This is a genomic window from Pseudomonas corni (assembly GCF_057128765.1).
In genome coordinates, this window is the sequence record NZ_JBSKHW010000005.1 from 99,530 (window position 1) to 120,069 (window position 20,540).

At 60.5% G+C, this 20,540-nt stretch carries 18 protein-coding genes; 13 read left to right on the forward strand and 5 right to left on the reverse strand.

Annotated features, from left to right (window positions below; all coding sequences use genetic code 11):
* Positions 1-10: 10 nt before the first annotated feature.
* A complete protein-coding gene (gene efeO, locus ACWKV9_RS10670; protein WP_483836080.1) occupies positions 11-835 on the forward strand; it encodes an iron uptake system protein EfeO in 825 nt (274 codons plus the stop codon).
* A gap of 1,255 nt (positions 836-2,090) precedes the next feature.
* On the opposite strand, the gene ACWKV9_RS10675 is transcribed toward efeO, so the two are convergent.
* The 3 genes from ACWKV9_RS10675 to ACWKV9_RS10685 all read right to left on the reverse strand — a co-directional run bounded on the left by ACWKV9_RS10675 (position 2,091) and on the right by ACWKV9_RS10685 (position 4,224).
* Complete coding sequence (locus ACWKV9_RS10675) at positions 2,091-2,861, reverse strand: molybdopterin-dependent oxidoreductase (RefSeq protein ID WP_483836081.1); 771 nt, start codon at positions 2,859-2,861, stop codon at positions 2,091-2,093.
* Positions 2,854-3,477, reverse strand: coding sequence for a cytochrome b/b6 domain-containing protein (locus ACWKV9_RS10680; protein WP_483836082.1), 624 nt, complete (start codon positions 3,475-3,477; stop codon positions 2,854-2,856). Before ACWKV9_RS10680 ends, ACWKV9_RS10675 begins: the two co-directional genes overlap by 8 nt.
* A gap of 141 nt (positions 3,478-3,618) precedes the next feature.
* On the reverse strand, positions 3,619-4,224 hold the full coding sequence (locus ACWKV9_RS10685) for a hypothetical protein (RefSeq protein ID WP_483836206.1): 606 nt from the start codon (positions 4,222-4,224) through the stop codon (positions 3,619-3,621).
* 235 nt (positions 4,225-4,459) lie between these two features.
* Between ACWKV9_RS10685 and ACWKV9_RS10690 the strand changes: the two genes are divergently transcribed.
* Positions 4,460-5,155 (forward strand): heavy metal response regulator transcription factor, encoded by a 696-nt coding sequence (locus ACWKV9_RS10690; RefSeq protein WP_483836083.1) that lies wholly within the window; start codon positions 4,460-4,462, stop codon positions 5,153-5,155.
* A complete protein-coding gene (locus ACWKV9_RS10695; protein ID WP_483836084.1) occupies positions 5,128-6,522 on the forward strand; it encodes a heavy metal sensor histidine kinase in 1,395 nt (464 codons plus the stop codon). Before ACWKV9_RS10690 ends, ACWKV9_RS10695 begins: the two co-directional genes overlap by 28 nt.
* A gap of 279 nt (positions 6,523-6,801) precedes the next feature.
* Here the strand turns inward: ACWKV9_RS10695 and ACWKV9_RS10700 are convergent, their stop codons facing one another.
* On the reverse strand, positions 6,802-7,467 hold the full coding sequence (locus ACWKV9_RS10700; protein ID WP_483836085.1) for a polysaccharide lyase family 7 protein: 666 nt from the start codon (positions 7,465-7,467) through the stop codon (positions 6,802-6,804).
* Between the two features lie 386 nt (positions 7,468-7,853).
* Between ACWKV9_RS10700 and ACWKV9_RS10705 the strand changes: the two genes are divergently transcribed.
* The 10 genes from ACWKV9_RS10705 to leuD all read left to right on the forward strand — a co-directional run bounded on the left by ACWKV9_RS10705 (position 7,854) and on the right by leuD (position 19,405).
* A complete protein-coding gene (locus ACWKV9_RS10705) occupies positions 7,854-8,306 on the forward strand; it encodes a MarR family winged helix-turn-helix transcriptional regulator (protein WP_483836086.1) in 453 nt (150 codons plus the stop codon).
* Entirely contained in the window at positions 8,303-10,435 is a 2,133-nt protein-coding gene (locus ACWKV9_RS10710; protein WP_483836087.1) for an FUSC family protein, read from the forward strand. The genes ACWKV9_RS10705 and ACWKV9_RS10710 overlap by 4 nt, the downstream gene beginning before the upstream one ends.
* Positions 10,432-10,641, forward strand: coding sequence for a DUF1656 domain-containing protein (locus ACWKV9_RS10715; RefSeq protein WP_483836088.1), 210 nt, complete (start codon positions 10,432-10,434; stop codon positions 10,639-10,641). The genes ACWKV9_RS10710 and ACWKV9_RS10715 overlap by 4 nt, the downstream gene beginning before the upstream one ends.
* Positions 10,638-11,570, forward strand: a complete 933-nt coding sequence (locus tag ACWKV9_RS10720) for an efflux RND transporter periplasmic adaptor subunit (protein ID WP_483836089.1) — start codon at positions 10,638-10,640, stop codon at positions 11,568-11,570. Before ACWKV9_RS10715 ends, ACWKV9_RS10720 begins: the two co-directional genes overlap by 4 nt.
* Entirely contained in the window at positions 11,567-13,003 is a 1,437-nt protein-coding gene (locus ACWKV9_RS10725) for an efflux transporter outer membrane subunit (protein WP_483836090.1), read from the forward strand. Before ACWKV9_RS10720 ends, ACWKV9_RS10725 begins: the two co-directional genes overlap by 4 nt.
* 180 nt (positions 13,004-13,183) lie before the next feature.
* Positions 13,184-14,005: an aldo/keto reductase gene (locus ACWKV9_RS10730; protein WP_483836091.1), complete on the forward strand. Its 822-nt coding sequence runs from the start codon at positions 13,184-13,186 to the stop codon at positions 14,003-14,005.
* Between the two features lie 206 nt (positions 14,006-14,211).
* On the forward strand, positions 14,212-15,228 hold the full coding sequence (locus ACWKV9_RS10735) for a transporter (RefSeq protein WP_483836092.1): 1,017 nt from the start codon (positions 14,212-14,214) through the stop codon (positions 15,226-15,228).
* A 338-nt stretch (positions 15,229-15,566) separates the two neighbouring features.
* On the forward strand, positions 15,567-17,096 hold the full coding sequence (locus ACWKV9_RS10740; protein ID WP_483836207.1) for an inorganic phosphate transporter: 1,530 nt from the start codon (positions 15,567-15,569) through the stop codon (positions 17,094-17,096).
* 280 nt (positions 17,097-17,376) lie between these two features.
* The gene (leuC, locus tag ACWKV9_RS10745; protein WP_483836093.1) at positions 17,377-18,798 is read left to right on the forward strand and encodes a 3-isopropylmalate dehydratase large subunit; all 1,422 of its coding nucleotides are present in this window, start codon (positions 17,377-17,379) and stop codon (positions 18,796-18,798) included.
* A gap of 1 nt (position 18,799) precedes the next feature.
* Positions 18,800-19,405 carry a 3-isopropylmalate dehydratase small subunit gene (gene leuD, locus ACWKV9_RS10750; protein ID WP_483836094.1) on the forward strand — a complete coding sequence of 202 codons (606 nt, stop codon included), beginning with the start codon at positions 18,800-18,802 and terminating at the stop codon, positions 19,403-19,405.
* 114 nt (positions 19,406-19,519) lie between these two features.
* Here leuD and ttdR read toward each other — a convergent pair whose 3' ends face one another.
* Positions 19,520-20,434, reverse strand: coding sequence for an L-tartrate utilization transcriptional activator TtdR (ttdR, locus tag ACWKV9_RS10755; RefSeq protein WP_483836095.1), 915 nt, complete (start codon positions 20,432-20,434; stop codon positions 19,520-19,522).
* Positions 20,435-20,540 lie beyond the last annotated feature (106 nt).

Below are 20,540 nucleotides of genomic sequence, written 5' to 3' on the forward strand. Positions count from 1 at the left end.
AGCGTTTTTTATGAAAAAGTCGTCTATTGCATTGATGTTCAGCGTTGGTGTGTTGCAGACCTCGATGTCAGCGTTCGCCGCCACCGCACCGCTGGACCTGGTAACTCCGGTTTCCGACTACAAAATCTACGTCACCGAGAACGTCGATAAACTGGCTGCCGACACGCAGAAGTTCACCGATGCCGTGAAGAAGGGCGACGTAGCAACGGCTAAAAAACTGTTCCCTACCACGCGTATGTCCTATGAGGCCATCGAGCCGATCGCTGAGCTGTTCAGCGACCTCGACGCCTCGATCGATTCGCGCGAAGACGACCACGAAAACGGCGTCAAAGCCGACGATTTCACCGGTTTCCACCGCCTGGAATATGCGCTGTTCTCCCAGAACACCACCAAGGATCAGGGTGTTTTCGCCGACAAGTTGCTGGCCGACGTGAAAGACCTGCAAGCCCGTATCGCTGACATGACCTTCCCGCCAGAGAAAGTCGTCGGTGGTGCTGCTGCGCTGATGGAAGAAGTTGCGGCCACCAAGCTGTCCGGTGAAGAAGACCGTTACAGCCACACCGATCTGTATGACTTCCAGGGCAACGTCGACGGCTCCAAAAAGATCGTTGATCTGTTCAAGCCGCAACTGGAGAAATCGGACAAAGCCTTCGTGGCCAAGGTCGACAAGAACTTCGCCACTGTGGACAAGATTCTGGCGAAGTACAAAACCAAGGATGGCGGCTACGAGACTTACGACAAGGTAAAAGAAAACGACCGCAAAGCGCTGGTCGGCCCAGTCAACACCCTGGCTGAAGACCTGTCGCAGATGCGTGGCAAGCTTGGTTTGAACTAAGCGTTGCTGCAACGAAAAGCCCGCCTGCCGAGTGATCGGCAGGCGGGCTTTTTTGTGGGTGCTAGCTGCGCAGGATGACCTGTAGGAGCGAATTTATTCGCGATCCGGTGGGTCGGGTGTGACGGGATTGGTTCCGCTTTTACTACGGTTCACGCAGTCCCCAGTAGGAGCTGACGACCAGCGGGAGGCTGCGATGCGGTGGGTCGGGTGTACCTGAATTGCGTGTATATCCGTTATTTAGGGTGTTGCTGATATCGGTTCCGCCCTTATGGCGGGTCATGCGGTTCCCTGTAGGAGCAATCGGAGGTAACGACGGTCGCGATGCGGTGTGTCGGGTGTACTGCGATTGTGTGTATATCCGTTATTTGTGGTGGGGCGGATATTGGTTCCGCCCTTACGGCGGGTCACTTTCGAAAAGCGCGAAAGTAACCAAAGCGCTCTTGCTCCCGGTTTGGCCCGACTTCGTCGGGTTCCCTCACTCCGGCGACGCTCCGTGGGCACGCCGCCATCGGCCATCCATGGCCGGGGGCGGCTAGCGCGGCATCCATGCCGCGCTGCCCACTGCGCGCCGCCTGCGTTCGGCCTGCACCCAAGTCGCGTTTTGCGGTGTCTGGACTGGCGTGGATGAAGATCAGGAGCATTTGCTTTTCTGCTTTGGGGCGTTGTGCTGAGCTTTGTCACAACCCCACCGGCCTCTCGCGAATGAATTCGCTCCTACAGGTTTTGTGTCGTGCCGAGCTTTTGGATACGCCACAAAGTGCGACTTTGGAAGGCCGAGCGCAGGCGTTGCGTAGGGGACAGCGCGGCATGGATGCCGCGCTAGCCGCCCCCGGCCATGGATGGCCGATGGCGGCGTGTCCCCGGAGCAATGCCGGAGCGAGGGAACCCGACGAAGGAGGGGCCGGACACGGGAGCGAAAGCGCTTTGGTTACTTTCGCGCTTTTCGAAAGTGACGCGCCGTAAGGGCGCAACCAATATCAGCCGCACCAAAAACAACGGATATACACCCAATCGCGGTACACCTGACACACCGCATCGCGACCGTCGTAACCTCCGATTGCTCCTACAGGGAACCGCGTCACCCGCAACAGCGCAACCGATATACACAGCACCAAAAACAACGGATATACACACAATCGCAGTACACCAGTCACACCGCATCGCAGCCTCGCGGTGCTCGTCAGCTCCTACAAGGGACCGCGTCACCCGCACCGGCGAAGCCGATATCAGCAGCGTCGGCGCAAGCAATGCATACTCAAATCCCGCTAAACCAGTTATACCCCTGATCCTCCCAATACCCGCCAGGATAGTCGTTGCTGACGAATATCTCGACGATGTGCTTGGGATTCTTGAAGCCCAGTTTGGTCGGCACCCGAACCCGCAACGGATACCCATATTCCGGCGGTAAGGCCACTTCGCCGTAATCCAGCGCCAGCAGGGTTTGCGGATGCAGCGCGGTGGGCATGTCGAGGCTGGAATAGTAGCGGTCCGCACACTTGAACCCGACGAACTTGGCGGTGGTGTCGGCGCCGATGTGCTCCAGGAAAGTGCGCAACGGCACCCCGCCCCACTGACCAATCGCACTCCAGCCCTCCACGCAGATCAACCGCGTGATGTCGGTGCGCTGAGGCAATTTGCGCAGCCCTTCCAGAGTCCATGGCGCCTTGTCGCGGACCAGCCCGGAGACTTCCAGCGCGTAATCCGACAAGTCCACTTCCGGCACATCGTCTTCGGCGTAAAACGCGTTGAACGGAAACGGGTTGGTCATCTGCGCCTTGGTGAAGGTCGGCGCCAGCTTTTGCCCACTGAACAGCCACGCCTGAACCCGGTCATTCCAGCGCGACATCGCCCAGAGCACCTTGTCCACCTGATCGCCGTCCTGCAGGTTGCAGCCGGTCAGCATCGCCATCGCGCCCACGGTCAAACCGCCGCGCAGGAAGTTGCGCCGCTGAATGCTTTCCAGCTGAATCTGTTGCGCAGGCTCCAGCTTGATGCGCTGGATGGCGCGTTTTTTTGGCTCAATCATGGTTGAGTTTCCCGCTTTCAATCGGCCGCACGCCGCCAGTGATCATCGGCATCAGGGTTTTGGGGACCAGCAACACCAGCAGCAGATGCACCACAGTGAAGGCACCAATCGCCGCCATCGCAGCGAAATGCACGTAGCGCGCGATGTCGTAACCGCCCAGCAGCGCTACCAGTTCTTGCAGTTGAATGGGTTTCCAGATCGCCAGCCCCGAGATTACGATCAACACGCCGGCCGCCAGCACCAGCCAATACATCAGCCGTTGCACCGCGTTGTAGACGCCCTTCTGATGCACCAGTTTGAAACGCAGCGCATCGCCCAAATCCTGCTTCACTGCCTTGGCCGTGATGGGCAACAGATCGCGTTTGAAATGCCGACTGAACAGGCCGTACAGCACGTAAATCAAGCCGTTGAAAAACAACAGCCACATCACCGCAAAGTGCCAGGCCAGTGCACCGCCCAGCCAACCGCCGACGGTAAATGAGGGCGGAAATCTAAAGGCAAACAAGGGAGAGGCGTTGTAGATCGCCCAGCCGCTCATGAACATGCAGGTCATGCCAAAGGCGTTGAGCCAATGGGTGAGGCGGACGGGCCAGGGATGGATGCGTTTTGTTTTCATTTTTTTACTCATATCCCACAGAACGGCGGGAACCCTGTAGGAGCGCGCTTGCCCGCGAAGGCGGTGTGTCATTCAACGCTGCGTTGGCTGACATAGTTCAATCGCGGGCAAGCGCGCTCCTACAAGAGATTTCGCGACAGATTACATCGGCGGCTGGAAGCCGTCTTTGCCGACAGCTACGCCGCGTGCGGTCTTGCCGTCATCGGCCGGGAACACCACAACCTTGGCGCCCTTGACCAGTTGGTCAGGCTTGCCCGCTTGTACGTAAGCGATTGGCACGTCGGTCGGCACGACCAGTTGTTTCTCGCCACCTTTATAGCCCACGGTCAGCGTACGGCCATTGGTATTGGCCAGTTTGCCCACGGTGCCATTGGTCATGGTGCCGGTGCTGCCATCCGCGTTTTCCCAACCGTAGTGACCTTCGCCGCTGCCCTTAAGGCTTGGCTCGAACACGGTAACTTCCAGTGCTTTCAGCGAGCCGTCAGCCTGAGGAATCGCCGCCGAGCCGATGAAGCTGTCGGATTTGATCGAGTCGATGTCGGTCTTCGACACCAGGCGGATGCCGGTCTTGTCGGTGAGGCCGATGGTCTGGTGTGCGCCGGAACGGGTAGTGAAGCTCAGGGTGTTGTTATCAACGCTGTCGACCGTGCCACGCAGTGGCTTGACCACAGGCATGTCGGCTGCTGAGGCCATGACAGCAGCGCTGAGCATGAGCATGCCAAAAGTGGTGGACAGTGCAGTCTTCATCTTCATTGTGACGATTCCTTGCGGGTTAATGTGCAGCCATCCTCCACCTGCAACCGGTACGCCACAATGACCGGCGGATTACATTTTTGTCATTCGCCGCACGCCGCCCGATCAATGACAAAAATGTAACCGACGCAGCCGCAATGGTTGGGTAAACTCCACCCCGACGCGGCCTGCAGCACTCCTGCCGCCCACCGATCACGCCCATCACGGCGTGAACCGAGCACCCCCGACGATGCACATTCTGCTGATCGAAGACGACACCAAAACCGGCGAGTACCTGAAAAAGGGCCTCGGCGAATCCGGCTATAAAGTCGACTGGACCCAGCACGGCGCCGACGGTCTGCACATGGCGCTGGAAACCCGCTACGACCTGATCGTGCTGGACGTGATGCTGCCTGGTATCGACGGCTTCCAGATAATCGAAGTACTGCGTGCAAGGCAAGACGTTCCGGTGCTGTTTCTCACCGCTCGCGATCAGTTGCAAGACCGTATTCGCGGCCTGGAACTGGGTGCCGATGATTACCTGGTCAAGCCGTTTTCGTTCACGGAATTGCTGCTGCGCATTCGCACCATTCTGCGCCGGGGCGTGGTGCGTGAAGCCGACCATTTTCACATTGCCGACCTGGAGCTGGACCTGCTGCGCCGTCGCGTCACGCGCCAGCAGCAGGTCATCGTCCTGACCAACAAGGAATTCGCCTTGTTGCACCTGTTTTTGCGCCGTGAAGGCGATGTGTTGTCCCGAGCGCAGATCGCCTCGGAAGTCTGGGACATGAATTTCGACAGTGACACCAACGTGGTCGACGTCGCGGTCAAACGCCTGCGCAGCAAAGTCGACCTGCCCTACCCCGTCAAATTGATCCACACCGTGCGCGGCATCGGTTATGTGTGCGAGGTGCGGCCATGCGGACCCGACGCCAACCTTCCCTGACCCTGCGTTCGACCCTGGCCTTCTCGCTGGTGGCGATGCTCACCGTGGCGGGCGCCGGGCTGTATCTGTATGAGTCGATGAAAGCCTCGGTCCTGCAACGCAGCGATCACGCGGTGCTGGCGCGCCTGGATCACTTTCGCAAGCTGCTGCACTACGACGTGACCCTGGACAAGCTTCAGAGCAGCCCGCAGATTTTCGAAAACATGCTCGACAGCGAAGACGACATTTTCATCATCGCCGAGCCGGGCAAGCCGCCGCTGATTACGGTCAACCCGCTGCACGCGCAGTTGCCGGACCTGCCGCTGGTGGAGCAAGGCGTGCCGTTGAGCGTCAATGATCTGCGCAGCGGCATGGCGCCGTCGGGCATTCCGTTACGCGCAGCCAGCGTGCAGACCATCTCTGACGGTCGCGACGTACACCTCACGGCTGCGCACATCATGGTCAAGGAACAGGCCATGCTGGGTGAGTTTCGCCAGCGCATTTACCTGGCCGTGGCACTGGCGTTTCTGATCACGGCGCTGCTGGGTTACATGCTGCTGCGTCGCGGTTTGCGGCCGTTGCGGCGGATGGCGGCGCATGCGGCAGATATCACCCCTGCTCGTCTGGACAGCCGGATGAACAGCGATGACACGCCGGTGGAATTGCAGCAATTGAGCGATGCCTACAACGCCATGCTTGATCGTCTGGCGAACGGGTATCAGCGGCTGATGCAGTTTTCCGCCGACCTGGCCCACGAAATTCGCACCCCGGTGGGCTCATTAATGGGCCATTGCCAGGTCGCCCTGCGTCAGACCCGCAGCGAAGATGAATATCAGGCGCTGCTGGCTTCCAATCTGGAGGAACTGGAACGTATCTCGCGCATGGTCGAGAGCATCCTGTTTCTTGCCCGCGCCGATGAAGCCCAAGCGGTGCCGGAACGTCAGCCCCTGAGCATGAACGATGAATTGCAGCGCATCGCCGAGTACTTCGAAGGCCTGGCCGAAGAGCGACAACTGACGCTGCAGACACAGGGCGACGCGACACTGAACGCCGACCCGCTGTTGTTGCGCCGGGCCCTGAGCAATCTGGTGGCTAACGCAATTCGCTATGCCGACGAAGGCAGCGAGATTGTCATGCGAGTGGTTGCAACAGATGGTGCGTGCCGGATCGAAGTGGAAAACCAGGGCCCGGTGCTGACCGACGCGGCGCTTGGCAAGTTGTTCGACCGCTTCTACCGAGGCGACGCGTCCCGCCATCAAAGCTCGGATTCCAACGGGCTGGGTCTGGCGATTGTCGCAGCGATCATGCAATTGCATGGCGGGACGGTCAGCGTGAAACAGCCCAAGCCCGGCCGGATTTGTTTTGCGTTGGTGTTTCCAAAAGTCTAGGAGACCAGACTGTAGGAGCGCGCTTGCCCGCGAAGAATGGTCCAGGTGACAAAAATTGCGTGGGATATCCTACCGTTTCGCGAGCAAGCTCCCTCCCACAATTAATGTGTCACCAGTGGGAGTGAGCTTGTTCGCGAAAAGGCGCAATATCGTTCGCCCTTCACCCCACCGTCGTGATGCACGCCGTTCTGTAGGAGCCAACTTGTTGGCGAGGAGATTTTGAGGCGCGTCAGCTAAGCCGCCTCGCGAATAAATTCGCTCCTACAGGGAGATGCATCTTTACGTCTTGGTATGGGCGATCTCCAGTTTGTAAAACGTCGCAGCCCCGCCCTCTGTCACGTACCCGGTGTTGTCCTGGGTATAGACCCCTGCTTTGAAATACAACAATTTGCCATTCCAGGTGCTGTCCAGCTTGGCGGTCCATTGCATGTCGGCAGCGTTCACGGTCAGGTTGCCGCTCGGCGTCAGGTGAAGGGTGTACGTGAACCGCGCGTTGAGCAGCACCCCGGTGGCGATCTGAATGACCTCGGGTTCGGACGTCGGCGTGAGGCGAAACTTGGCGACGATGTTGCCGTTGCCCAACTTCTCTTTGTACTGATACTCAAGCTTGATAAGCGGCTCGGTGCTGCCGTAGCAGTGAATCTGGCCGATCACGATCTTGCCGGTCGACGGCACCTGAACCACCTCCAGCGCCGCCCGCAGCACATTGTCCGCCTGGGCATAGGTCCAGTTGTACACCGCTCCACTGGCATAGGTTTCGCGCAGCTCAGTACGGGGGTAAACGGCATTGTCTGTTTTGGAACCTGTCACTGGCGCCCAGAAGAACAAAGTATTTCCCGACTTGAAATACTCATCCTGGTAACCGGCGACAAGCTTGGGAGTACTGACGATAGTGGCCGGCGAGCCCACAGGGATTGAGAGATTCCAGGTGGCAAGATCGATCATGCGGCGCTCTTGGGTGCGGCATGCGCACCAGCAAAGGGATGTGTCTGGAACGGGGCTTTGCGACCGTTCATATCGTCTTTGCTATCGGCAGGGTCCGCGCTTAATTGACTCAGGCGCGTTAAAAACTCCACATCAAACTTCGGACTGATTCCTCCCACAACTCTTGCTTGGCTGCACGATTGCCCGGCGGTTGGATGACGATAGACCTTCTGCAGAACAACCCGGACCTACTCTGCGACGACCCACCACACTACCGTTCGGCGACTTTTCATTTGACGGAAGGACTTTGTTACAGGATATTAATAGTTAGCATCCTAATAATACTGAGCCTAATCATTCACTGCCTACCAAACCCTGTCGTCAAACGCACTCAGTGGCACTTTTTTATGACTATCGATTCATTGCAAATGCACATTACCGGCGGCGTCGTCGCGGCATCGCGTCAATGGCGCCGGGTTTGTCATACGACCCTCAGCAGCTATGGCGTCTCCGAAGCCTGCGCAGGCCCGTTGCTGATGATCGCGCGACTGGGCGATGGCGTTCGTCAGGTGACAGTGGCACAGGCATGCGGCCTTGAAAGCCCGTCGCTGGTGCGATTGCTTGACCAGCTGGGGGACGCGAATCTGGTGTGCCGCACCGAAGACCCCACCGACCGCCGCGCCAAATCCCTGAGCCTGACCGATGATGGCCGCGCACTGGCCCAGTCAATCGAGGACGAGTTGATCCGTTTGCGCCGCGAAGTGTTCGCCCACCTCGACCCCGCCGATCTCGAAGCGGCGTTGCGCGTGATCAAGGCATTTGCAAGCGCCACACCCAACGCTGCGGTGACGGCATCTTGAGCACGGTCGCCAACAAGTCCGCCGACCGGCCGGGTTTCTTCAGCAGCGACTTTTTCAAAGGCGTTCCGCCCGCCCGTGACTGGTTCTACGGCGTGCGTACTTTCGCCGCGTCGATGCTGGCGCTGTACATCGCCCTGCTCATGGAATTGCCCCGCCCCTACTGGGCGATGGCCACGGTTTACATCGTCTCAAGCCCTTTCGTCGCGCCCACCAGTTCCAAGGCTCTGTATCGTGCCGCCGGGACCTTTCTCGGTGCTGCCGCTTCGGTGATCGTGGTGCCGATGTTTGTGCAGACGCCCTTTCTGCTGGCCGTCGTGATTGCGCTGTGGACCGGCACGCTGCTGTTTCTGTCCCTGCACTTGCGCACCGCCAACAGCTACGCGCTGATGCTGGCCGGCTACACCATGCCGCTGATTTCGTTTCCGGTGGTGGACAACCCGCAGGCGGTGTTCGACATCGCGGTGTCGCGCACGGAAGAAATCTTCCTCGGAATCATTTGCGCTGCGGTGGTCGGCAGCATGTTCTGGCCACGGCGCCTGGCGCCGGTGCTGGTGGATTCTCTAGGCAAATGGTTCAACGACGCGACCACTTACAGCGATCTGTTTCTGGCGCGATCTTCTACTCCGGAAGCCGTGGGCACCTTGCGCACGGCGATGGTCGGCACCTTCAACAGCCTGGAGCTGATGATCGGCCAGTTGCCCCACGAGGGCGCTCATAAACAGCGGGTGCGTAACGCCAAAGAGCTGCGCGGCCGGATGATTCACCTGTTGCCGGTGATCGACGCGCTGGACGATGCACTCTGGGCGCTGGAGCGACGCACCCCCGAACTGGTGGCCGACCTCGCTCCGCTGCTGATCGAGACCCGCGACTGGCTGGAGCAGACCTCACAGGGTGCGCCGATCAAGTACTGGGAAGTGCTGCACCGCGAGCTTGATCGCCTGCAACCCACCCCTGCGCAACTGGATGATCGACGTCAGTTGTTGCTGTCCAATGCGCTGTTCCGCCTGACCGAATTCATCGATTTGTGGCAGGACTGCCGCAGCCTGCAACACGCCATCGTCAAGGATGACCCTTCTTCCTGGCGAGCCGTTTACCGACACTGGCGCCTGGGGCGGCTGTCGCCGTTCCTCGACAAAGGGATGATGCTTTATTCGGTCGCGACTTCGGTCAGCGCAATCATCGTGGCGTCGGTGCTGTGGATTCTGCTTGGCTGGCAGGATGGTGCCAGCGCCGTGGCTCTGGCGGCGGTGTCGTGCAGTTTCTTCGCGGCCATGGACGACCCGGCGCCGCAGATTTACCGGTTCTTCTTCTGGACCATGCTTTCAGTGGTGTTCGCCAGCCTGTACCTGTTCGTGGTGCTGCCCAACCTGCATGATTTCCCGATGCTGGTGCTGGCCTTCGCAGTGCCGTTCATCTGCGTCGGTACGCTCACGGTGCAGCCGAAGTTCTACCTCGGCACGCTGCTGACCATCGTCAATACGTCTTCGTTTATCAGCATTCAGAGCGCCTACGACGCGGACTTCCTGAACTTCGTCAATTCCAACCTGGCCGGGCCCGCAGGCCTGGCGTTCGCCTTCGTCTGGACGCTGGTCGTACGGCCTTTCGGCACCGAGCTTGCGGCCAAACGCCTGACCCGCTTCAGCTGGCGCGACATCGTTTCCCTCAGCGAGCAAGCCAGCCTTGCCGAGCATCGGCGCATGGGCGTGAAGATGCTCGACCGGCTGATGCAGCAGTTGCCGCGCCTGACGATCACCGCGCAGGACACCGGAATCGCCGTCCGAGAACTGCGGGTGGCACTGAACATGCTCGACTTGCTGGCCTACATGCCCCGTGTGCCAGCGGTGCCGCGTCAGTTGTTGCGCCAGGTCACCACCGAAGTGGGCGCTTATTTCAGTGCTTGCCTCAAGTCCCATGAACGCTTGCCGGCGCCCAAAGGTCTGCTCATGACCATGGACCGCGCCCGCCGCGCCCTGGCCTTTGACGCCATGGGTGACGATCAGGCGCGGCTGCAGTTGCTGCATGCGCTGAGCGGTCTGCGTCTGGCGCTGCTGCCTGGCGTGGAGATTGTCGATGTGGTCGCAGAGCACGAAGAACAACCGCCGTATGGCATCGACGGAGCGCCTCTATGATTGGTGATCTGGACGTCAGCGGGATATTCCTGCCTACGTTTCTGGCCCTGATGGGCATTGCGTATCTGATTTTTCTGGTGGTACACGCCGTGTTGTCACGGACCCACTTCTATCGCCTGGTCTGGCACCGGGCATTGTTCAACGTTGGTCTATACGCCCTGCTGCTGGGTGCCGTGGATACTCTCAGTCGATATTTGATGAAATGAAAAAACCCTTACTGACTTTGGGCCGCGTGGTCCTGACCCTGCTGGTTGTCCTCTTTGCCGCCATCGTCGTATGGCGCATGGTGATGTATTACATGTACGCCCCGTGGACCCGCGACGGGCACATTCGCGCCGACGTGATCCAGATCGCGCCAGACGTGTCCGGGCTGATCCAGAAAGTCTCGGTCACCGACAACCAGGTGGTGCGCAAAGGCGATGTGCTGTTCACCATCGACCAGGACCGTTTCCGCCTGGCACTGCGTCAGGCCCAGGCCACCGTGGCCGAGCGCAAAGAAACCTGGGAACAGGCCCAACGCGAGAACAGACGTAACCGCGGCCTGGGCAATCTGGTGGCCCGCGAGCAACTGGAAGAGAGCCAGTCCAAGGAAGCCCGCGCGCTGTCGGCTCTTAATGAAGCGCAAGTGATGGTGGACGCGGCGCAGCTGAACCTTGATCGCTCGGTAATCCGCAGCCCGGTGGACGGCTACCTCAACGACCGCGCGCCCCGTGACCGTGAATTCGTGACCGCCGGACGTCCGGTGCTCTCGGTGGTGGACGGCAATTCGTTCCACATCGACGGCTACTTCGAAGAAACCAAGCTCGACGGCATTCACATCGGTTCAGCGGTCGATATCCGCGTGATCGGCGACAACGCCCGCCTGCGTGGCCATGTGGTGAGCATCGTCGCCGGCATCGAAGATCGCGACCGCAGCAGCGGCTCCAACCTACTGCCCAACGTCAATCCGGCGTTCAGTTGGGTGCGCCTGGCGCAGCGGATTCCGGTGCGGATTGCGTTCGACGAAGTGCCGGCGGACTTCCGCATGATTGCCGGGCGTACAGCCACGGTCTCGATCATGGATGACGCCGATCTGCGCAAGCTCGACAGCAAAGCCGCCAGCGGTAAAACCACCGAGACAGGAGCCGCCCAATGAAACACAGCGCTCGCCTGCTGACGGTCGGACTGGGCTTGTTGCTGTCGGCGTGCACCGTGGTCGGTCCGGATTACGAGCTGCCCAAGGACGCGGCGGTCAATCGCCCTGACCTGCAGGGCGAGCTGGCTGGTGAGTCGTCGAATGTGGTGTCCGCCCCCGTGCCCGAAGACTGGTGGAAGCTGTATCAGGACCCGAAACTCAACGAGCTGGTGCGTCAGGCGCTGGTGTCCAGCACTGACTTGCGCGTGGCCGCTGCCAACTTGCAGCGCGCCCGTTATCAGTCTGCCGAAGCCGACGCCGCTGGCGGGTTTACCAACTCGGCCAAGGCCGGGGTTCAGCGTCTTCAAGAAGCTGGCCAAGCGTATTTGCTCCCCGAAAAAGTGCCGGTCTCCAACGTCGGCGATGTCGGTCTGACCACTTCCTATCAATTTGACCTGTTCGGCGTGCTGCAGCGCGGCATCGAAGCGGCCCAGGCCAATACCGATGCGGCCCAGGCGGCGGTCGATACCGCGCGCATCACCCTGGTAGCCGACGTGGTTCGCGCCTACACCCAGGTGTGCGCGGCCAATGAAGAGCACGACATCGCGCTGGAGTCGGTCAATCTGCAACAGCAAAGCCTGTCCCTGACCCAACGCCTGCGCGATGCCGGCCGTGGCGATGAAACCCAGGTCACGCGCTCACAGACGCAGTTCAAATCCCTGCGCGCCGATTTGCCGCGCTATCAGGCAGCGCGGCAGTCCGGGCTCTATCGCCTGTCGATGCTGTTGGCCAGACCGTTGAATCAATTGCCCAAAGGCGTGGCCGAATGCGCCGAACTGCCGCACATCGCGCAAGTCATGCCAGTGGGCGATGGCGCGGCACTGCTCAAGCGTCGTCCGGATGTGCGTCAGGCGGAACGTCGATTGGCGATGTCTGTGGCGGGTATTGGCGTGGCGACCGGTGAGTTGTACCCGGACATCAGCATCGGCGCGACCGTCGGCACCGTGGGTATTCTCGATGAACTGGGTGATCCGTCGACCAACCGCTGGGGCTTTGGTGGGGTGATCAACTGGACCATCCCGTCCAACGGCGCCCGGGCGCGGATTCATATTGCCGAGGCGTCGAGTCAGGCCGCTTTGGCGCGTTTCGACGGCGTGGTGCTGAACGCGATTCGCGAGGCCCAGACCGGTCTGTCGCAATACACCGCCCTGCTTGAACGTCGCGACGCGCTGGCCGACGCCGAGCAGTCGGCGCAACAGGCCGCTGATCAGACCCATCGCTTCTTCCAGGCAGGTCGCGAATCGTTCCTCGCCGACCTGCAAGCGACCCGCACCTACACCGACGTGCGCGCGCAACTGGCTGCGGCCAATACGCAAGTGGCGATGGGGCAGATCGACCTGTTCCTGGCGCTGGGTGGGGGTTGGGAAGGGAGTGGTGCGCAAGCTAAAAATTAACGCGATCCCCTGCAGGAGCTGACGACCAGCGGGAGGCTGCGATTGAGGTTTGCCTGACACACCGCATCGCAGCCTCCCGCTGGTCGTCAGCTCCTACAGGATCCGCGCCGTCTTGGAGATTGAACCCCGACGCCCATCCGCTGCCAGACTTCTCATCACCCCTCATTTGCAGGAGCCGCCATGCGCACCCTCGAACTGGCAGATAAAACCGTCCCCGTCATTGGTCAGGGCACCTGGCACATGGGCGAGGACCGGCATCAGCGCGAGGCCGAAGTGTCGGCGCTCAAGCTAGGGATCGAGCTAGGCATGACGCTGATCGACACCGCCGAGATGTACGGCGAAGGCGGCGCTGAAGAGGTGGTCGGCGAGGCCATCGCCGGTGAACGCGACAAGGTGATGCTGGTGAGCAAGGTCTACCCGCACAACGCCAGCCGCAAGGGCATTCCCGAAGCTTGCGAGCGCAGCCTCAAGCGCATGAAGACCGATTACATCGACCTCTATTTGCTGCACTGGCCCGGCCAATACCCGCTGGAAGAAACCGTTGAAGCCTTCGAGCGTCTGCGTGAAGCGGGCAAGATCGGCCATTGGGGCGTGTCCAATTTCGACGTGTCCGACATGCTCGAACTGAACGCACCGGCCTGCGCTACCAACCAGGTGCTGTACAACCCCGAAGAGCGCGGCGTCGAATACGACCTGCTGCCGTGGATGCAAAACGTCAACATGCCGCTCATGGCTTACTGCCCGATTGGTCAGGCAGGGCACTTGCTGCGCAATCCAGCCCTGCTGGAAGTCGCCGAACGTCACGATGCAACGCCTGCGCAGATCAGCCTGGCGTGGGTGCTGCGTCAGGATGGTGTGATTGCGATCCCCAAGGCCGTCAGCCCCGAGCATATCGCGCTGAACATCGCTGCTGCGCAGATCGAGCTGAGCATCGATGATGAGCTGCTGATCGACCGGTCGTGGCCCGCGCCCCACCGCAAGCAGCGGTTGTCGATGGTGTAGGACTTCTGTAGGAGCGAACTTGTTCGCGAGACGTTGCACCTGACACACCGCGGTGGCTGTCTCGCCAACAAGTTGGCTCCTACAGGGTACAGTTGCCCCCATTGGCTGCTTGGAAACAAACCGTCACATAACTGTCAAAACCGCTTGCGATGATGCCGATTTCGATCCTGCCCCGGATCGGCACTCTCCCCCGCCAGCGAGCCTCCATGAATCCAAGCATTGCCCACCATCAGGATTCCGACCTGTTCGGACTGCTTTATGCGTTTCGCTTTCGGCCGGATGAGCCGGGGCGGGAAATTGCATCGACCCTGGCGCTGGAATGCCTGCACCGCGACGTTCCTTCGGACGAGTTCGTCTGGCTGCATTTAAACCTGGCGCATGCCGGTTGTGAACGCTGGCTGAAAACCCATCTGGAATTGCCCGACGAGTTCTTCGAAGCGCTGCACGAAGGCTCGCGCTCGACCCGGATCGAACACGTCGATTCGGCCCTGCTGGCGGTGGTCAACGACGTGGTATTCGACTTCAACCGCGTCTCCACCGATATCGCTACCTTGTGGGTCTGCCTGCGCAGCGGCGTGATGATCACCGCGCGCCACCATCCGTTGCGCTCGGTCGACAAACTGCGCTCCTCGGTCAAGCACGGCGAGCTGTTTCGCTCGCCGCTGGAGTTGCTGGCGCACTTGCTGCGCGATCAGAGCGAAGTGCTGTCGCAGTTCATGCGCAAGACCAGCATCAGCGTCGACAAGATCGAAGACCAGTTGCTGTCCCAGCGCCTGAGCAATAACCGCTCTGAGCTGGGGTCCATGCGTCGGGTATTGGTGCGCCTGCAACGCCTTCTGGCGCTGGAGCCGGGCTCACTGATGCGCTTGCTGCACAAGCCGCCAAGCTGGCTGCTGGAGGAGGATCTGCAGGAGCTGCGCCAGTCCACCGAGGAGTCGGCGCTGGTGATCAGCGACCTCACGGCCCTGGGCGAGCGCATCAAGCTGCTGCAGGAAGAAATCGCCGCCAACCTGAACGAGCAAAGCAGCCGCACGCTGTTCACCCTGACCGTCGTCACCGTGCTGGCGCTGCCGATCAACATCGTCGCAGGCTTCTTCGGGATGAACGTCGGCGGCATTCCACTGGCCAGCGATCCCCATGGTTTCTGGGTGCTGGTGGCGCTGGTCGCGACGTTTACGTTCATTGCCGGGCGCTGGGCGTTCAGGAAACGTGGCGATTACTGAACGCACACCCCGCCGGACCCGTGGGAGCGGACCTGTCCGCGAATGCGATGGATCAACCGATGAAGATTTACCGGATGTACTGGCCCTTCGCGGACAGGTCCGCTCCCACGAAAATGCGTCAATCCGGGAAGAATCAGTTCGCCATTTGTCCATAAAACCCAACCCATACTAGCTTTCGTGACCCACGTCGCATTCTTGTCACATTTTGAAATGATCATGGTCACCATTCCATCACAACAGGATTGTGCATCATGGCGACCCCATCACTGGCTTCGGGCCCAGCGTCTGGCGGCTCTGGGCTGAGTTCTCAATTCGGGCGCAAGCCCGGCGTACTGACGATGGTGATTTTCTTTGCCGTTCTGGGCATGGGGCTGCTGTTCACCGCTTATAGCTTGAAACAGGACGTCGACGACATGGGCGTCGTCATCCTGACCTGGACGCCCTTCCTGCTGCTGGGCGTGGCGCTGTTGATCGCCTTGGGCTTCGAGTTCGTCAACGGTTTTCACGACACCGCCAACGCAGTAGCGACGGTGATCTACACCCACTCCCTGCCGCCAAACTTCGCCGTGGCCTGGTCGGGCATGTTCAACTTTCTCGGGGTGTTGTTCTCCAGCGGCGCGGTCGCCTTCGGCATCATCGCCCTGCTGCCAGTTGAACTGATCCTGCAAGTCGGCTCGTCTGCCGGTTTCGCGATGATCTTCGCGCTGCTGATCGCCGCGATCATCTGGAACCTTGGCACTTGGGCGCTGGGCCTACCAGCGTCTTCGTCCCACACGCTGATCGGTTCGATTATCGGTGTGGGCGTCGCGAACGCTTTGATGCACGGCCGCGACGGCACTAGCGGCGTGGACTGGGCGCAAGCAACCAAAGTCGGTTACTCGCTGCTGCTGTCACCGCTGGTTGGTTTTGTTTGCGCCGCGTTGTTGCTGCTGGCGATGCGCCTGTTCATCAAGAACCGCGCGCTGTACAAGGCGCCGGAAGGCAACGCGCCACCTCCGATCTGGATTCGCGGCCTGTTGATCCTGACCTGCACCGGCGTGTCGTTCGCCCACGGTTCCAATGACGGCCAGAAAGGCATGGGCCTGATCATGTTGATTCTGGTCGGCACCCTGCCAATGGCCTATGCACTGAACCGCACCATGCCAGCGGATCAGTCGTTGCAGTTCGCCGCTGTCGCCGAAGTCACCCAACAAGCCCTCAGCCGCAACTCGGCTCAGCCAGCTCCAGCGGACCCACGCTTGACGTTGTCCGAGTATGTTCGCGACAAGAAAGCCACCCCTGACTTGGTGCCGGCACTGGCCGTGATGACCGGCAAGATCGGCATTCAGGTCGGCAGCTACGGCTCGCTCTCCAAAGTCCCGGCCGAGGCCGTGGCCAACGTTCGTAACGACATGTACCTGACGTCGGAAACCATCCGCCTGATGGACAAGGACAAGATCGGCAATTTCGACGCCGACACCCAAGCCAAGGTGACGCAGTTCAAGCAACAGATCGACAGCGCCACCCGGTTCATCCCGCTGTGGGTGAAGATCGCGGTGGCAATCGCGCTGGGGCTGGGGACGATGGTCGGCTGGAAGCGCATCGTGATCACCGTCGGCGAGAAGATCGGCAAGACCCACATGACTTATGCCCAGGGCGCCTCGGCTGAACTGGTGGCGATGTTCACGATTGGCGCGGCGGACATGTACGGTTTGCCGGTGTCGACCACCCATGTGTTGTCGTCCGGCGTGGCAGGCAGCATGACCGCCAACGGCTCGGGCTTGCAGATGCGCACCCTGCGCAATCTGGCACTGGCGTGGGTCCTGACCTTGCCGGCCGCGATCCTGTTGTCGGGCAGCTTGTACTGGTTGTTTACCAAGATTTTCTGAAGGGCGGCACATTGAAAAAACGGGCGCTTCGGTGCCCGTTTTTTTAGGTCAGCCCCTGTAGGAGCGCGCTTGCCCGCGATGGCGGTGGATCAATCGGCATCGTCGTCGCAAACATGACGCAATCGCCGGCAAGCGCGCTCCTACAAAGGGTTTCTGTCACCCATCAAACACGATCCATGTCCCCTGCCCTCACTTTCCTGCCATTGATGGCGATTCCCATGCGCTTAAAGATGTCGTCTGCCGCCTGACCGGCTGTGACCTCTTTACCGTGAGCGCCACCATGACTCGAACAAGAACCCTCTACGACAAGCACATCGATTCACACACCGTGTGCAAGCTCGATGAACAAGGCCACGTGCTGCTTTACATCGACCGTCAAGTGATCAACGAATACACCAGCCCGCAAGCCTTCAGCGGTTTGCGCGAGGCTGGCCGCGATGTCTGGCGGCCAGAAACGGCGCTGGCGGTGGTCGATCACGTCAACCCCACCGCGCCGCAGCGTGTCGCCACCATGGCCGATGCAGGCGGCGCTTTGCAGGTCTCGTACCTGGCCGACAACTGCGAGAAATTCGGCATCGAACTGTTCGATGTACTCGACCAGCGCCAGGGCATCGAACACGTCATTGCCCCAGAACAAGGGTTCATCCTGCCGGGCATGGTGATTGCTGCAGGCGACAGCCACACCACCACTTACGGCGCACTGGGCGCGTTTGGCTTCGGCATCGGCACCTCGGAGATCGAACACCTGCTGGCCTCCCAGACGCTGGTCTACAAACGCCTGAAAAGCATGCGCGTCACGGTAGACGGCCAACTGACCACCGGCCTTACCTCCAAAGACGTGATCATGGCCCTGATCGGCAAGATCGGTGCCTCAGGTGCCACTGGCTACGCGATTGAATTCACCGGTTCCACCATTGCAGCGTTGAGCGTGGAAGCGCGCATGACCATCTGCAACATGGCCGTTGAAGCAGGGGCTCGCGGTGCGTTCATGGCGCCGGACGAGAAGGTTTTTGCGTACTTGCAGGACAAGCCCCGCGCGCCAAAAGGCGAGCTGTGGGAGCGCGCCGTTGCGAGTTGGCGGCAGTTGCACAGCGACCCTGACGCGGTGTTCGACCGGGAGGTTCAACTCGACACGCACGATCTGCAACCAATGGTCACCTGGGGAACCAGCCCGGATCAGGCCGCCGCCATCGGCGCCAATGTGCCTGACCCGGACGCCATCGCTGACCCGATCCTGCGCCAAGACATGCGCCGCGCCCTGACCTACATGGGCCTGCACGCTGGCACACCGCTCACTGACATCGTCATCAGCCACGCATTTATCGGCTCGTGCACCAACGCGCGAATCGAGGATCTGCGTGACGCGGCCAACGTGGTGCGTGGCAAACAGGTGGCCCGGCATGTGCGAGCGATGATCGTCCCCGGCTCCACGGCGGTGCGCGATCAGGCAGAAGCCGAAGGGCTGGCGACGATTTTCCGGGACGCCGGATTCGAGTGGCGTCAGTCCGGCTGCTCAATGTGCCTGGCAATGAACGATGACGTACTCGCCCCCGGCGACCGTTGCGCGTCCAGCACCAACCGTAATTTCGAAGGCCGCCAGGGCGCTGGCGCGCGCACCCATCTGATGAGCCCGGCGATGGTCGCCGCTGCCGCCATCACTGGCCATCTGACCGACGTTCGCCACCTGCAAAGGAGTCTCTGACATGCAGCCTTTCACCTACGTCAGCGGCAAGGCCGCACCGATGCTTGCGGCCAATATCGACACCGACGTGATCATGCCAAAGCAGTTTCTAAAGGGGATTGATCGAGCGGGGCTGGATCGGGGTTTGTTCTTCGATCTGCGCTTTTTGCCGGGCGGCGAAACGAACCCCGACTTCATCCTCAACCAGCCCGGCTGGCAGGGGTCGACGTTCATGGTGGTTGGGCCCAATTTCGGCTGTGGTTCCAGCCGTGAACATGCCGTGTGGGGGCTCAAACAAATGGGCATTCGCGCGTTGATCGGCAGCAGTTTCGCCGGGATTTTCTACGACAATTGTCAACGAAATGGCGTGTTGGTCATCACGCTGGACGAAGCGCAGATTCAGGAACTGGGGCGGGTGGTCAGCCAGGCTGAAACTGCGCGGATAGACGTGGATTTGCAGCAGCAACAGATCCGTTTGCTGAACGGACGGGTGCTGCCGTTTCAGATCGACGAACTGCGCAAAGACGCGCTGTTGCTGGGTTTGGATGCGATCGGCAGCACCTTGCAGCGCAGCGAGCAGATTCGTGCGTTCGAGCAGCGGCACCTGGCGGAAAATCCGTGGCTCTGAGTTTGCCTGTAGGAGCGCGCTTGCCCGCGATTAGCCCGGTCAGAACATAAAGATGTATCGGATGGACGGATGCATTCGCGGGCAAGCGCGCTCCTACAACTCCGCGTCGTTTTACTACAACGACAACCCTTGAAAATGCGTCTGCAGAAACTCGACGCAGACGCGCAATTTCCCGGAGTTGGCGAGGCGCGTCGGGTACACCGCCCAGACGTTGGCGCTTTCGGTGTAGTCCGGCAGCACTTGCACCAGCCGGCCCTGATCCAGAAACGGTTTGACGTCCCACAAAGACCGCTGCAATACCCCGCGCCCATCGAGCGCCCATTGCAGAACGATCTCGCCGCTGTTGGAGGACAACGCCCCACTCACCCGCACGCTTTCCCGAACCCCATCCCGCTCGACATGCCAGATGCCGAATGCGTTGTCACGCTCCTTGATCACCAGGCAATCGTGCTGTTCCAGATCGGTCAGTTCCTGTGGGATACCGCGTCGCTCAAGGTAGGAAGGCGCGGCGCACAGCACCCGTCGGTTGCTCACCAATTGCCGACCGATGTGTTGACCGGGAATGTCATCGCCCACGCGAATCTCCAGATCGAATCCTTCGCTGACGATATCCACCACGCGGTCGAAGAGGTCCAGGCGGATTTCCAGATCGGGGTATTGCTCGGCCAGTTGCGAGATCGCCGGGGCCACATGATTGCGGCCGAAGCCAAACGAGCTGCAGATGTGCAGACGACCCCGGGGCTCTGAGCGGGCGTCCGACAACTCGTCGTGCAGCAACTGGAAGTCTTCGAGAATCCGTACCGCCCAACGCTGCACTCGCTCGCCGTCTTCGGTCAGGGCAACGCGGCGGCTGGTGCGGTGCAGCAGGCGCGTAGCAAGGGTGCTTTCGAGGATTTGAATGCGTTTGCTGACGTAGGCCGGCGACAACCCCAACTCATCGGCGGCGGCGGCGAAACCCGCTTTACGAATAACGGTCAGGAACACCCGCAGGTCTTCGGGGAGCGGCGCTGCTTCTTTTTTTGAGGTCATTCAGATGTTCAGAACCCTGTAGGAGCGAAATTATTCGCGAGATGCCGCACTTTATATGCCTCATTAATCACCTCGCCAACAAGTTGGCTCCTACAGAAACAATGAC

What these genes read in the sequence shown, in the direction of transcription:
- efeO (WP_483836080.1), top strand. Translation starts at nt 11, where the DNA reads ATGAAAAAGTCGTCTATTGCATTGATGTTCAGCGTTGGTGTGTTGCAG.
- ACWKV9_RS10675 (WP_483836081.1), bottom strand. Translation starts at nt 2,861, where the DNA reads ATGATTGAGCCAAAAAAACGCGCCATCCAGCGCATCAAGCTGGAGCCT.
- ACWKV9_RS10680 (WP_483836082.1), bottom strand. Translation starts at nt 3,477, where the DNA reads ATGAAAACAAAACGCATCCATCCCTGGCCCGTCCGCCTCACCCATTGG.
- ACWKV9_RS10685 (WP_483836206.1), bottom strand. Translation starts at nt 4,224, where the DNA reads ATGAAGACTGCACTGTCCACCACTTTTGGCATGCTCATGCTCAGCGCT.
- ACWKV9_RS10690 (WP_483836083.1), top strand. Translation starts at nt 4,460, where the DNA reads ATGCACATTCTGCTGATCGAAGACGACACCAAAACCGGCGAGTACCTG.
- ACWKV9_RS10695 (WP_483836084.1), top strand. Translation starts at nt 5,128, where the DNA reads ATGCGGACCCGACGCCAACCTTCCCTGACCCTGCGTTCGACCCTGGCC.
- ACWKV9_RS10700 (WP_483836085.1), bottom strand. Translation starts at nt 7,467, where the DNA reads ATGATCGATCTTGCCACCTGGAATCTCTCAATCCCTGTGGGCTCGCCG.
- ACWKV9_RS10705 (WP_483836086.1), top strand. Translation starts at nt 7,854, where the DNA reads ATGACTATCGATTCATTGCAAATGCACATTACCGGCGGCGTCGTCGCG.
- ACWKV9_RS10715 (WP_483836088.1), top strand. Translation starts at nt 10,432, where the DNA reads ATGATTGGTGATCTGGACGTCAGCGGGATATTCCTGCCTACGTTTCTG.
- ACWKV9_RS10720 (WP_483836089.1), top strand. Translation starts at nt 10,638, where the DNA reads ATGAAAAAACCCTTACTGACTTTGGGCCGCGTGGTCCTGACCCTGCTG.
- ACWKV9_RS10725 (WP_483836090.1), top strand. Translation starts at nt 11,567, where the DNA reads ATGAAACACAGCGCTCGCCTGCTGACGGTCGGACTGGGCTTGTTGCTG.
- ACWKV9_RS10730 (WP_483836091.1), top strand. Translation starts at nt 13,184, where the DNA reads ATGCGCACCCTCGAACTGGCAGATAAAACCGTCCCCGTCATTGGTCAG.
- ACWKV9_RS10735 (WP_483836092.1), top strand. Translation starts at nt 14,212, where the DNA reads ATGAATCCAAGCATTGCCCACCATCAGGATTCCGACCTGTTCGGACTG.
- ACWKV9_RS10740 (WP_483836207.1), top strand. Translation starts at nt 15,567, where the DNA reads ATGGTGATTTTCTTTGCCGTTCTGGGCATGGGGCTGCTGTTCACCGCT.
- leuC (WP_483836093.1), top strand. Translation starts at nt 17,377, where the DNA reads ATGACTCGAACAAGAACCCTCTACGACAAGCACATCGATTCACACACC.
- leuD (WP_483836094.1), top strand. Translation starts at nt 18,800, where the DNA reads ATGCAGCCTTTCACCTACGTCAGCGGCAAGGCCGCACCGATGCTTGCG.
- ttdR (WP_483836095.1), bottom strand. Translation starts at nt 20,434, where the DNA reads ATGACCTCAAAAAAAGAAGCAGCGCCGCTCCCCGAAGACCTGCGGGTG.